Origin of the sequence: Paenibacillus sacheonensis (assembly GCF_009909195.1) — a bacterium.
In the GTDB taxonomy this organism is placed as follows: Bacteria; Bacillota; Bacilli; order Paenibacillales; family Paenibacillaceae; genus Paenibacillus_Z; species Paenibacillus_Z sacheonensis.
This window is the reverse complement of record NZ_JAAAMU010000022.1, coordinates 75678-89850: the sequence shown is the minus strand read 5'-3', so window position 1 is coordinate 89850 and position 14173 is coordinate 75678. Positions and strand designations below refer to the sequence as shown.

The following is a 14173-nucleotide window of genomic DNA, read 5'->3' as shown; positions in this document are numbered from 1 at the left end:
TGCAGGCCTCGAGCTTATCAGGTACATCCTTAACGGAAGGCGGGAACCAACCATGGGAATTTGGCGAGAGCTCCGGAAAAACAAATGGCTTTACGCCATGTCGCTTCCCGTTGTCGTCTACGTCTTTATTTTCTCCTACGTGCCGATGTCCGCCCATCTATTGGCCTTTAAGCAGTTTGTTCCCGGAAAGGGGCTTTGGGGCAGCAAATGGATCGGACTCGACAATCTCGCGTTTTTTTTCACGGGCCCTGACTGGCTGGGCGTAACGATCAACACGGTCTATATTAATCTTCTCTTCATTGCAGCCGGCACGATCTGTTCCTTGTGCATTGCGCTGCTCCTGAACGAAATCCGCCGCGCTTATTTCAAGAAGGTGACGCAATCGCTTGTCATCCTGCCGCATTTCATTTCCATCGTGGTCGTGAACCTGATGGTCATCAACTTCTTCAACGGCCAAGACGGGATGATCAATCGGATTTTGGTCCAATTCGGCAATGAGCCGGTTAACTGGTTTCAGTCGCCGGCCGTTTGGCCTTGCCTGCTGACGATCATATTCGTCTGGAAAGGCGCCGGATGGGGCTCGATCATCTACTTGGCGGCCTTGACCGGCTTCTCCGAGGAGTACTACGAAAGCGCCAGAATCGACGGCGCCAAACGATGGCAGCAAATCCGCTACATTACGCTTCCGCTCCTGCGGCCAACGATCATCGTGCTGACGCTGCTGGGCCTGGGGCGTATCTTTTACGGCGATTTCGGTTTGATTTACGGCATTATCGGCGATAACTCGCTGCTCTTCCATTCGACGGACGTCATCGATACGTATACGTACCGCTCGCTCCGGTCGACGAATATGAACAGCTACAGCAATGCCGCCGCCGTCGCGCTGTTTCAATCCGTCATGGGATTCGCGACGATTCTGTTCTTTAATGGGGTCGTCCGCCGGGTCGACAACGATTCGAAGCTGTTTTAGTTCAGGCAAAGGAGGTTCGCCTATGGCGGAGAATTCAACGCATTTGAAGCCGATCAAGCCGCCGAAGCTGAGGGATAGGTCCCAGCTTGCCGTTTCGGCGGCCGCTTATGTTTTTGTCGGCGCGTTTGCCTTGTTCTGTTTCATTCCGTTCTGGCTGGTCTATATCGGTTCGTTTACGGCGGAAAGCCAAATCGTTCAAGGGTTCCGCATGTTCCCGACGGAGTTCTCGCTCGATGCGTACCGGTTCCTGCTGCAGGGCAGCCAAGTTTACGAAAGCGGTTTTGTATCCGTTTTCATTACCGTCGCCGGTACCGCCGGGGCCGTGCTCCTTACGTCCATGTTCGCTTACGCGGCCGCCCATCCGCACGTCAAATACCGTTATGTGCTGTCCTTCTACATTTATTTCACGATGCTGTTCCCTCCGGGGCTGGTGGGTTATTACCTGCTCATCTCCAACTGGCTGGACCTTCGGGATTCGCTGCTCGCCATGCTGCTGCCGTTGCTGTTCTCCGCGTTCAATTCGTTCCTCATGACCTCGTACTTCCGCACGCTGCCTTTTGAACTGAATGAAGCGGCGACGGTGGACGGGGCGCACGAGCTCCGCATTTTTTTCCGAATCATATGGCCGATCTCGATGCCCGTGATTGCCACGATCGCGCTGTTCTATGCGCTTACGTACTGGAATGACTGGTTTAACGCGCTGATGTTCATCGACGACCCGCACCGCCATCCGCTGCAGATGATGCTCCGCAGAATCATTTCCAATTCGCAGAATCTGGACTACCTGAACACGAACGCGAACACGCCTGTCTCCGCGACGGGCGTACAGCTGTCGTCGGTCGTCATTACGATCGGACCGATCATCTTCCTGTACCCATTCTTGCAGCGGTATTTCATTAAAGACATGACGATCGGAGCGGTCAAAGGATAGAAAGGAACGACAACCTCTAAGGGGGAGACAGCGATGCGAGACAGGAAGAAACGGAAAGCGGGTTGGATTGGAAGCTTGATCATGGCGCTCGTCTTGTTGATGCCGGCCATTGCGGTACACCGGGAACATGCGCATGCGGAAAGCGTGCCGCTGAAAACAGGCAACTACTACTACAGCCTTGCTCCCAATGCGGGGCAACTCCCGGATAATGGAGCCGCCGGACTCGTATCTTCGGAGAACGGCGTCATCATGGACGGATTGACGACCACCTACGCCGGGTGGATGGGAAGCGCGACTGCCGCCGGAACCGTTCAAGTCGTCATCGACTTGCTGAAGGATTACCCCATCGATGCCATCAACGTCGTCTTGAACGCGCCGAACAGTTATTGGGGATTCAAAGAACTGACGGTCAAGTACCGCAGCGAAGCGACGATGGATTATTATTATATCGCCGGCAAGTACGTGGCGAGCGGAACCTCTCTGAACAACTCGGTCAATCTGCCGATGGACAACAAGACAGCCCGGTTTATCGTCATCGACATGAAGCGCGCGCATGCCTATCAGCATATCCCGTTGACGGAAGTTCGAATTTATAAGGGAACGGGAGAAGAGGGGACGGTACAAAGCGCAGCCTATACGGTCGAGCAAATGCAACTCGAGTTGAAGAAGGATGCCCTGATGGCGGATAAGTACGGACAATGGGTCTACGAAACGTGGGACGGCAAGGTCGCGTCCGACAATCAGCTGCGGCAGGAATACGCGGCGGAAGCCGGAGCGCTGCAGGACGTAAAGTTGAACAAGTCGAAGTACGACCCGTACGGCGGGATCAAGAACGGCGGGCATTACAAAGAAACCGGTTATTTCAGGCTGCAGCAAATCGACGGAAAATGGTGGTTCATTACGCCGGACGGGTACAAATTTTTCCTGAAAGGCGTCGATGCCGCAAGCATTTGGGAGTGGGGCTACGGGACGCCGTATAAAAAAGCGGACGGCACGCCAAGAAACGTATTCCAGGAGCTTCCCGATCCCGCCGCGTATGCTCCGGCCTATGCCAGCGATATCAATGGGGAAAGAGTCAGCTTCCTCGTCGCGAACATCATGAAAAAATACGGCAGCAACTTCGAGGCGAAGTGGGAGAGCATCACGAAAAAACGGCTGATCGATTGGGGATTCAATGCCTTCAGCAAGTGGAGCAAACCGAGATTCATCCGCGATTTTCCGTATCTCGAGCTGCTTCAGGATCCGATGGATCTAAAGCGCATTCAATGGACCTATGACGTGTTCGACCCGCAAGCGCCGTCTATCATCGAAGCAGCGATCGCGCCGCGGCTGAAAGAAGTGAGAAACGACCGGTGGCTGATCGGTTATACGTACGACAACGAAGCGGGCTGGAACGCCGATATCGTCAAGACCGTCTTGACCTATGGAGCGGACTCCGCGGCGAAACAAGCATTCGTCGACCAAGTCGCCGCCAAGTACAATCAGGACATTATCGCCGTCAACGGGATACTCGGAACGAGCGTCGAATCGTTCGACGACTTGAAGGCGACGTCCATCGACATCGCGAACGTACCGGCCGAGATCGTGTCGGACTACATCCGGCTCGCTTCCAGCACGTACTTCTCGACGGTGAAACGGATTATTAAAAAGTACGATCCCAACCATCTGTTTCTGGGCTCCTCGATCGTACCGACCTGGAGGACCAGCCTCGACTGGGATTCCGCGGCGATGGGCGTCGTGGATGCGTTCTCCGTCGACAACTATTCGAACGATCCAAGCTGGATCGCCAGGTATGCATCGTTCAACAAACCGCTGCTCAACTTGGAATTTACGTTCAGTTCGTCGCAGCACGGCCTGTCTCCGGTCAACGGTTCGACCAGCGTGTCCGGAACCAAGGAGCGAGGGAGCGCGTTCGAAGCCTTCGTGGAAGGCCAGGCGGCCAATCCGTTATTCGTCGGTTCGGGCTGGTTTTCGTATTACGATCAAGCCGTTACCGGGCGGAGAGACAACGAAAATTTCAATCTCGGTCTCGTCAATCAGCAGGATCAGCCTTATACGGACATGGTCCAAATCATGAAAACCGTCAATGCGGGCCTAGATGCGATTCACGAGAACGGAGGATAACGTTCTGGGCAGGATGCCGCAATCGCATGACTACAAAGCCGATCAAGCCGGAAAGGGCATGATCGGCTTCTATCATGAGCAAACCTTAACCTTGCAAACGACCGAAACCTTTCGGCGGCTGCGAACGTTATGAATTGGAACGGTTATCCAGCTCGAAAGGAGACGACATGAACAAGAACATGATCTTAGCCACGGCGTCGCTTCTCGCGCTCGCCGGGTTGTCCGGAGCTGCTTCCCGTGCGGACGCGTCCGCGTTCAAGGACGTGTCCGAAGAGAGTCCGTACTATGCGTACATCGACGAATTGACGGCGCTCGGCGTCGTCGACGGCGTCGCGCCCGGCCAGTTCGCCCCGGAAAGCACGTTGACCCGGGGGCAGTTCGCCAAGCTGGCCGCGGAAGCGTTCCGGCTGCAGGATTCCGGCGGCTCGCTGCCGTTCAAGGACCTCGCCGGCCATTGGGCCGCGCCGTACGTGCGCGCCGCTTACAAGGCAGGCATCGTGAAGGGCACGTCCGCCTCGGCATTCTCGCCGAACCAGCCGGTGAAGCGCGAGGAAGCCGCCGCGATGGTATGGCGCTACGCCAAGAAGCTCGGCTTGAAGCTCTCGGCCGCGCCCGCCGTGAGCGACAAGCCGGACGCCTGGGCGGCGGAGGGCGTCGGCGCCGCGATCGCCAACGGCTGGCACGGCGTGGACGCCGCGCAGAGCACAGGGACCTGGACGTACCGCCCGCAGGCAGCCATGAACCGCCAGGAGGCGGCAGCGCTGATCGACCTGGCGATGAAGGACATTCCCGGGAGTTTGGCGAAAGCCGGCCTGAACGATCCGCTCGACGATTTGAAGCAGCTGCACGACCGATCGAATGTCTATGTGGCTGCGAACAGCCCCGAATACTTCGGCGGCGACGGGAAACGCGCGACGCGCTCGACGACTGCGCCGGGGAGCGTCGTGTATCATACCGGCTACGACATGACGTCCTTCCAGACGTCCAGCTACTACTTCACCGGCATCGCCCTGGAGAAGAACCGGTACTTCGCGTCGGCGGACGGCAAGACCTACAAGGAAGTCGCCGCCTCGTCGTTCCCGGTCGGCGTCTCGTCGGGCAGCTGGCAGCAATACGCCGAAGAATCGTTCGCGCTGCCGGCGAAGACGCGCTATCTGAAAGTCGAGCTTCGGGGCGCCGCCAAAGCCTGGTCGCCGCAGCTCGCCAAGGTGCTGATCAACCGCGCCACGGCGACGGTGTCAGCCAAGACCTCCCGCGGAGCGGACGGGCTGCAGGTCGAGTTGTCCACGCTCTCGCAAGGCGCGCCGATTTATTATCGGCTGAACGGCGCTTCGCCGTATAAGCCTTATACCGGTCCGGTCCGGCTGACGGACTATGCCGTTCTGGACGCGTACGCGGTCAAGGACGGCAAGGTGCCGAGTCCCGTCAGGACGTACAAGCTGAACGGCCGAACCGATTTCGCGGTCGACGCGTTCGGGCAGGTAGCCGCGGCGAATTTCCCGGAGAAGGTGACGAGCGACCAGGCGCTGAAGGCGGATGCGTCCGCGGACGCCGCCTACTACGGCGGCCTGCAAGCTCCGGCCGGCTTGGACCGTTACGGCGGCCTGGCAGGAAGCGCGGCCAAGTACGGCCTCAAAGGCACCGGATATTTCGCGATCCGGCAGGCCGGCGGCCGCACGGTGATGACGACGCCTACCGGCGACGTCTTCTTCAGCCTCGGCATGAACGGCATTCAAACGAACGAGACGTACACGAAGGTCGCGGGCCGCGAGGAGCAATTCGAATGGCTGCCGCTTTACGACGGCGCGTACCGCCCGGCGTTCGTGCCGTCCGATTCCGGCAGCTTCTCGTTCTACATGGCGAACAAGTACCGGAAAACAGGCGCGTTTCCGACCGACGCGGCCTTCTACGCGGAAGCGGTTCAGCGGCTGCGCCACTGGGGCTTCAACAGCGCCGGCGGCTACTCGCCAGAGCAGTACGCCAAGGCGAACGGCTTCCCTTACGTGCGGATGCTCCCGCTCGACATGGATTGGGCCAAGCTCGGCGGCATCTCGATCTTCGACATCTTCGCGCCCGGCGCCGAGACGAAGATCGACCAGGCGTTCGCGAAGGCGGTCGCGCCGAACAAGAACGATCCGATGCTGATCGGATATTTCATGGGCAACGAGTACGATTATCACAAGTTTTACGACGTCGTGCCGAAGCTGAAGGGCTCGGCGGCGATCAAAGCCCGCCTCGTCAAGCTGCTCCAGGACAAGTATCAGAAGATCGATGCGTTCAACGCGAGTTGGGGCACGAGCTTCAAATCGTTCGCGGAGCTGCGGGACGCGGCGCTTCCGGTCTCGACGTCGGCGTCCTGGAAGGACATGGACCAGTTCTTCCGGTTCTACCTCGACACGTTCTACGGCACGGTCTCGCGCGTCTACCGCAAGTACGATCCGCATCATCTCCTGCTCGGGGACCGGTGGATCACGACGTCGTTCCACAATGCGAAGTTCCGCGACGTGCTGGCGGAGGTGGAAGGCAAGTATTCGGACGCGATCAGCATCAACTACTACTCCTACAAAATCGAAACCGACCTGCTGAACGAGGTCCACGCGAAGTCCGGCGGCAAACCGGTTCTGATCAGCGAATTCGGCTACGGCACCGGGGAGCAGGGGCTGGCGCCGCTGCTGCCGAACGCGGCCGCGAACCAGTTCGAGCGGGGCATGCGTTATCGCAATTACGTGGAAGGCGTGGCGAGCCTCGGATACGTGGTCGGCGCGCACTGGTTCAATTACGTCGATCAAGCCGCGACGGGCCGGTATTGGCAGGGCATCGGCGATTGGGCGGAACATTACAATTCCGGCGTCCTGAACGTCGCCGACCGGCCGTACAAGCCGTTCCTGACCGGCGTCATGCAGACGAACGACGAGATCTACAAGGTGCTGTTGGGCGAACGGCCGAAATTTTATTACGATTTTAACCCAAAATGATCCAGGAGCCGCATCCGACAAGGAGGCGGCTCTTTTTCGCCAGCCCGCTGTCATGCGTTGCGCCGGCGATGGCGCGTACGTCTAGTAAAGAAAGCGGGAGAGGCTAAAACAAGACGAAAAAAACTCCATTCATCAGAACGGAGTTGGAGGTTATTATTTAGTTGAGTTTGGCCCCAGCGGTTACTCGCCGATAGGTATTCACAGGAGACGCCGCCCGTGGCGAGGCATCCGCAACATGCTGAGGCATCCGATGGATGGGTCTGGCAGCCCAAGCTTATCGCTATCGGGGAATGTCGGCTTAGTTGTGAAAAATCAACCAAGCGACCAAAAGCCAGAATGGTGCGACCAAAAGCGAACCATTAATCAAGCCGGTCGTGAATTTCCCTCTGCGCCTTGTCGATCCGTTCTCGATGGTTGCCGTTGCGGCGAAAAACGAAGAGTGAGTCCTAATACCTGCTTTAAACAAAGGGGCGTCGATCGGTTTGCGATGAATGATTCTCATAAAGGTAACCCTTCTTTCCTGATATTTCATGACTATAGTCGCGCGAATGAATCGTTATCCTTTATATCGGTCGCGAATGAATAGGAATGAAGTCCTTTTTAAACAAAAATTTTAAAAAATATAGGCGTGTTAACAGGTGCCTAGAGACACTTGTCTGACGTGAGAGTCTTATGAATCGAGCTTTGTGACTGGAAACGGCAAACAACGCTTTCACCTGCATCATAATACCATGACGAAGGAAACTTAAAACAGTAAATCGATCTTAAGCCAGTCGCCGATGCTACTCGATTGCGCTACGATTATATGAAGCGAGACCTGACTGTAGTCGAAACGAGTATGGTAACGATAGTGAAGCGAAGGAGGATGCATCTTGAATAACGAGAAATATGCAAACATGCTGATCATGCCGGAACTTAACACGATCGGGAAGCGATTGTTTCCTTTCGGCCTATTGTCGGAGCTAAGACAGCAGACCCCTGTCCGGTACGATAGCGTTCGAAATTGCTGGGACGTCTTCTCGTATGGAGATGTCCAGCGCATCCTGAAGGATCCCAAAACATTTTCGTCCGTTAGAGGAGCCGCGGGAGGCCAAAATCTGCTGTTCATCGATCCGCCGAAGCATAAGCAGCTGCGCGATCTCGTCAACAAGGCGTTTACGCCAAAAGCGATTCAGGGGCTGGGGCCGCGTATTGAAGAGATTTCCGCGGATCTGCTGGATGGCGTGGACGGAGCGGCAATGAATCTGGTGGGCGATTTCGCCACTCCGCTGCCGGTCATCGTCATCGCCGAGCTGCTCGGAACGCCGGCAGAGGACCGGGCTCATTTCAAACGCTGGTCCGACATTCTCGTCGAAAGCGCCGAGGACGAGTCTGCCGAAGCATACGAGGCGATCATGCGGAAGCGTTCGGAGGCGGTGCAGGAGCTCGCCCAATATTTCGGGCAGCTGATTCGGGTCCGCTCTAGAATGCCGAAGGATGATCTGATCTCTGCCTTGCTCGCTGCCAAAATTGACGGGGAGCAGCTGACGGAACAGGATGTCATCAGTTTTTGCGTGCTGCTGCTGGCCGCCGGCAACGAAACGACGACCAATCTGATTGCGAATGGAATGCGCGTTCTGTGCGAGCAGCCCCAGTTGCAGGACGAGCTGAACCGGAGTCCAGAATCAATCCCCGGCTTCATTGAAGAGACGCTTCGGTATTACCCGCCGATTATTGCGATAGGAAGGACCGCGACTATGGAAGTCGAGGTCGGCTCGCAGCGATTCATTACGGGCGACCAGATTATTGCTTGGGTGGGAGCGGCGAACCGTGACGAATCGGTCTTTGCCGCACCCGATCGTTTCGATCCTCGCCGAACGCCAAATCCACATATGTCCTTCGGCTTCGGGATTCATTTCTGCCTGGGTGCGCCGCTCGCTCGATTGGAGGGCAAGATCGCGCTCCAAATGCTGACGGAGAGGTTCGATCATATCCGGCTGTCAGAAGGAAGCGACTTGGTGCCGATTCGAAGCTCGTTCGTCTTCGGCGTTAAAGAGTATCCCATCTCATTCGTTCGACGATCCTGACGAAAGGAAGCATTCGTTAAGCTAAATGTAATGAATTGAAATTAGCGGGGAGCGAAATTGGGTGTTAAACGATTCTTCGGCTATTATCGAGCAATACATACGGAATCTAGACAGATATTCAATCGAGCAATTGCGTTATAAATGCAATGAAGACGTGTGGTCGGTCGGGCAAATGTATATCCACGTGATCGAAGTGGCGAAAGAGTACATCGGACATGCTGAAACATGCGCCAAGGGAACGCACGAAGTACCTGAAGGCAAGACGGAGGACGGAACGAAGGCGCTTGCCGCAAGAGAGTGGCCCAATATCCGCGTGAAACTTGACCAACCGGTCAACGAGACCCGAAACCCCGAAACTAAGGATGAAATCATAGCCGGCCTGGAGCAGGTGCTTGAGAAGTTGGCTTACTGGGCGGGCTATGTAGATGAAGCGAATCCGGCTTGCAAGGTGCGCCATGGCTGGTTTGGCTGGCTCAAAGCCCGTGATTGGTTTGAGATGGTCGGCATGCACAGCAGGCATCATTTGCGTCAGAAGGCGAAGCTGGACGAGAAACTGGCAGAGGCAGGTATTCGTTAACCGGATTTTTCACTCTATACTTTTTCAGTATTTTCTTCATACAACAGCTCTCAACCGGTCAAAGAAAGAAGAAAGCCACTCCGAGGAGTGGCTTTTGCTTTTGAATAGATGAAAGAGCTTTAAGGTATGGTGCCGTATGGTGTCCAGGTTAAGTGCATTCAGGGCAGTCCTTATGATGCATCGGAAAGCTTGGCAGATCAAGGGCCTACGCGAATGTAATCGACATCGTATGTCCCCGTAGCATTACCCGGATCGAAACGGAATTGCTTGATCGTCCCGTTCCAATTGGCGACGCCCGTCATATTGAAATCGTATACGGTATAATCGCTGTTCGCCGTTACGCCGAGGTTAAGAACCTTATTCTCGCCCCAACTCGTGTCCGAGTTCGTGATGAAGTACAATTGGCATCCCGCGGCGCTCGAAGCATTCTTCATTCGGACATAGACATGCCCGTTGCCGCTGGCGGCAATCCCCAAATTATTCGCGGAATAGACGCCGGGATCCGTTCCGGTCGACGTGATATGCAAGGAGCCGCTCGATACGGTCGTCGAAGCGTCCGTTCCGTTCGTCCAGCCTTCCGAATCGCTCGTCACGTTGAAGTTCCACTCCGCCGCATAGCTGCTGCCGGAAGTCGGCGAGGCGGATGCTCCGCCGGAATTGCCGCTCTCGCCGTAGCTATTGACCGCCGTTATCACATAATAATAGGTCGTCCCGTTCGTCAGGCCCGTGTTCGTGTAGCTTGTGGACGTCACTCCCGTGGCCACCGTCGTGCCGTACGTTCCGGATGTCGTTCCCCGTTTGATCGTATAGCTGGTTGCGCCGGCGCTTGCCGCCCAGCTTAACGTTACTTGAGCATTGCCGGCTGCTGCCGAAAGACCCGTCGGAGCGCTTGGCACGCTGCCGCCTCCGCCCGAGCCTCCCATTTTGACGTAGTCCACGTCGACCGTGCCGGAGTTGCCTACGATGTCGAGGCGGAGCTGCTTGATCGTGCCGGACCAACCGGATACACCGCTCATATCCACATCGTACACCGTATAGCCGCTGTTGGCGTTGATCGGGAACACGAGCGCTTTGCCTGCGCTATAGCTCGTATCGCCGTTCGTGACGAAGAACAGCTCGCCATAAGCGCAGCTCGTATTGTTCTGCATCCGGATATAGACGTGACCGTTGCTGGCCGGCACCCCGAGGCTATCCGGGGAAATGACGTAAGGATCCGCGCCCGTCATCGTGATGTGGAACGAGCCCGAGGATACCGAACCGGACACGTCGTGGGCAAGGCTCCAGCCCTCCAGACCCGATCCGTCGAAGTTCCATTCAACGGCATAGCTGCTTCCGGAAGTCGGCGTTGCCGAAGCATTGCCGGAATTACCGCTTTCTCCGCTGCCGTTGACTGCTGTGACGACGTAATAATAGGTCGTTCCGTTCGTTAATCCCGTATTCGTATAACTCGTTGAAGTGACGCCGGTAGCGACGGTCGTCCCGTAAGTGCCGAGAGTCGTTCCTCTTTTAATGTTATAGCTTGCAGCGCCGGAACTTGACGTCCAACTCAATGAAACTTGCGCGTTTCCCGGCGTTGCCGATAAGCCCGTCGGAGCGCTCGGAGCGCTGCCGCCATCGCCGCCCGATCCTCCCATCCTCACATAATCGTAATCGATGCTGTCCGCGTTTCCGGCGATATCGAGACGGATTTGCTTAATCGTGCCCGTCCAGCCCGATACGGCGCTCATATCAACGTCGTATACGGTGTAACCGCTATAGGCGGAAATTGTATACGTACGCGATTTTCCTTGCGAGAAATTCGGATCGCCCGTCGTCGTGAAGAAGATTTCTCCCCATGTCGCGTTCGAATTGTTCTGCATTCTAAGGTAAATGTGGCCGTTGCTGGCCGAGACGCCGAGATTGTTCGGCGATATCACGTAAGGATCGCCGCCGATCTGATTGACGTGGAATGCACCGCCCGATACAGAGCCCGATACGTCGTTAGCGAGACTCCAGCCTTCGAAGTTGCTGGCCGTATCGAAATTCCATTCGACGGCGTAAGAAGACGCGGTGGATGACGGAGCAGCCGACGCCGGGGAGGAATTACCGCTTTCCCCGCTGCTATTTACGGCTGTTACGACGTAATAGTAAGTCGTCCCGTTCATAAGGCCCGTATCCGTGTAGCTCGTGGATGTTACGCCAGTCGCCACCGTAGTACCGTAGATTCCGGGAGACGTTCCGCGCTTGACCGTGTAGCTCGCCGCGCCGGCGCTTGCCGTCCAGCTCAGATTGATTTGCGCATTGCCGGCGCTCGCCGTCAGGCCCGTAGGCGCTCCGGCGATACCACCGAACGAAGTATAGGCAACGGCCGGAGCCCAGCTGACCATATCCGCCGTGTTGTTGGCCGCCCCGTCGACCTCGAAACGGATCACGTCGCCAGATGCGACGGAAACGTTGTCCAGCACTTGCTCGACGCCGTTCTTGTCATTATAGGAAATCGATTGATCGCCGCCGGAAGGCCAGATGCGCGTGCCGTTCTTCGTAATGCGCGCGACGATGCCGTCTCCGCCGGAATAATCCGATTTCATTAAACGTCCGCGGATGCTGATCGAGCCCGAAGCGGAAGCCGTCCATGCGCGGGCGATTTTACCGCTTGCGCCCGGCGTCTGTTCGAACTGCTTGACGTTCGGAACGGCCGTCGAAGAATTGGTCTGCCAAGCTTTGGCCGTCGTGTCGTAATATGAGAGGTTCGACCAGGAAGAGCCGTTATACGATTGGTAGGACCAGTTATTGGCGCCCTGAGTGCCGCCGAATTGGATGATCGAAGGATAGATGTTGAATTTGGAAATGAACTTGTTGTTCGTAACGGTCATTCCGCCATAGCTGCTGCCGCTTTCGGTCAACAGGAACGTGGAATCCGAATAGAGATTATCCCCGATCCGCCCGTTCGGCGTTACCCCGCTGCCCGCGTTGCGAATGGAAGCGCCGTTATCCACCATGACGTTGCCGTCGATATGCAAATTGTCCAAGTGATTCGCGATGGAGCCCCCGATTGTGGAAAGAAAAGCGAGAATGGATGGCCCTGCGCCCGTGTGATTGCCGAAATAGTTATTGTTCATGTTGATGTTTACGTTGCTGTGCTCGTAATCGACCGCGACTTGGTCCGGCGAGCCGGTATTCGGTACGTTCGAGAATTGATTGTTGTAAAAGTTGCCGTCCTTGGTGAAAATCATGATGACGGAAGCCGTACCCGTGGCCGAAGGACACTTGCCCCCTTCATCCAAGATGGAGTTCATGATCGTAAAGCCGTAAACCCCTTTAAGAGCGAGGGAGTCGTCGCATCCCGTCATCCCGCCGCCTTGGTCGTTATCCCGGAGGTCAAGATGGTTCATGACGACGTTGGTCGCGGCATCATGGCGCTGGACGTCAGACGTTACGTAAGTATAACCGCCGCCGTAAAAGTCGATGGATATCGAGTCCAGGTTATTGTCGCCCTGAATGTAATCGAATAAAATATTATTGATTACGGTGTTGTTCCACGGAAATTCCGCGTATCCGTGCTTAAGCGTGATCTCGATGCCCGCGGAGTTCCAAATATAGTCGCCGCCGCTATTGTCGATTCCGCTTCCCGATCCTTGATGGATTCCTTTGATGTGGTGAACGTAGATGTTTCGGAATTCGAGTCCTTGATGGCCGGAAGTCGTATAGCCGATCAGAAGTCCCGTCCCCGCGTTGCTGAGCTCGAGATCCTCGAATTTCCAATAATCCGGGTTCGTCACCCGGATCGCCCGGTCGGATTCGCTTCCGTTACGGGAAATGATCGGCCTCGCGCCGGATCCGTAGGCGCCGATTTTAATCCAGTTGTTCGATGCGCCCGTTCCTTGCACGACCATCTGCTGATTCCATGTCGCTCCCCGGGCGAGCAGGATTTGGTCGCCTTGGCCGAACGTTCCGATATTGTTGATCGGAGTAAACGAACAGAAAGGTTGTCCGGTCGAAGTGCCCGATCCGGAGTCGCTGCAGTTCGAGCCTGATTTATTGTTGACGTAATAGGTCGTGTTGTTGGCTGACGCCGATTGCGAGAATAAGAGGTAAGTCGCCGCTAAAAGAAAAATCGTTAATGCCGCTGCCCTATAAGCGAAATGGGTGCGATTGCTTGCGATAACCATAAAATCAATACCTCCTCATGTTTGAATTCATCGTTCCGATGACTTAAGCTCGGCTTCGATTGCAAGCAAAACCGTTTTTGCGCTCCTCACCTCCGTATTAACGTAATCGAAAGTTGAAAAAAAGGAGTGCCCCCAAATCTCAACGTGTTAAGGACTGCCGCCAAACACCGAGAGGAAGGAAGAACTCCAGATCTATAGTATTCAACAAGAAAGCCTATATTCCTAGAAGGTTTATTAGAGAAGCTCGATACCGCCGAGAGAGGAAAATTCGAATTTTACTTGGTCTGCCGTGAGGATGTTAAGAGAGCCGTAGTCTTAGCCGAAGTTACGAAAAAAGCCAATCAGATCAAAGTCGATCTGACTGGCTTATTCGTTCATTCGT

8 protein-coding genes are annotated in these 14173 nt (G+C 55.8%); 6 read left to right on the top strand and 2 right to left on the bottom strand.

Features of this window, described 5'->3' with window-relative positions; all coding sequences use genetic code 11:
• The first annotated feature begins 52 nt into the window (after positions 1-52).
• The 4 genes from GT003_RS27685 (at position 53) to GT003_RS27670 (ending at position 7000) form a co-directional block, all read left to right on the top strand.
• Positions 53-970 carry an ABC transporter permease gene (locus GT003_RS27685; protein ID WP_161704113.1) on the top strand — a complete coding sequence of 306 codons (918 nt, stop codon included), beginning with the start codon at positions 53-55 and terminating at the stop codon, positions 968-970.
• A gap of 22 nt (positions 971-992) precedes the next feature.
• Positions 993-1901, top strand: coding sequence for a carbohydrate ABC transporter permease (locus tag GT003_RS27680; protein WP_161704111.1), 909 nt, complete (start codon positions 993-995; stop codon positions 1899-1901).
• 33 nt (positions 1902-1934) lie between these two features.
• Positions 1935-4025 (top strand): hypothetical protein, encoded by a 2091-nt coding sequence (locus GT003_RS27675; protein ID WP_161704109.1) that lies wholly within the window; start codon positions 1935-1937, stop codon positions 4023-4025.
• 167 nt (positions 4026-4192) lie between these two features.
• Positions 4193-7000, top strand: a complete 2808-nt coding sequence (locus GT003_RS27670; protein ID WP_161704107.1) for an S-layer homology domain-containing protein — start codon at positions 4193-4195, stop codon at positions 6998-7000.
• Between the two features lie 298 nt (positions 7001-7298).
• Here GT003_RS27670 and GT003_RS27665 read toward each other — a convergent pair whose 3' ends face one another.
• Complete coding sequence (locus GT003_RS27665) at positions 7299-7502, bottom strand: hypothetical protein (protein ID WP_161704105.1); 204 nt, start codon at positions 7500-7502, stop codon at positions 7299-7301.
• A 394-nt stretch (positions 7503-7896) separates the two neighbouring features.
• Here GT003_RS27665 and GT003_RS27660 point away from each other — a divergent pair, with 394 nt between their 5' ends.
• On the top strand, positions 7897-9066 hold the full coding sequence (locus GT003_RS27660) for a cytochrome P450 (protein WP_161704163.1): 1170 nt from the start codon (positions 7897-7899) through the stop codon (positions 9064-9066).
• Between the two features lie 61 nt (positions 9067-9127).
• Complete coding sequence (locus GT003_RS27655; protein WP_161704103.1) at positions 9128-9643, top strand: DinB family protein; 516 nt, start codon at positions 9128-9130, stop codon at positions 9641-9643.
• Positions 9644-9840: 197 nt separating this feature from the next.
• On the opposite strand, the gene GT003_RS32725 is transcribed toward GT003_RS27655, so the two are convergent.
• The gene (locus GT003_RS32725) at positions 9841-13791 is read right to left on the bottom strand and encodes a fibronectin type III domain-containing protein (protein ID WP_239566140.1); all 3951 of its coding nucleotides are present in this window, start codon (positions 13789-13791) and stop codon (positions 9841-9843) included.
• Positions 13792-14173 lie beyond the last annotated feature (382 nt).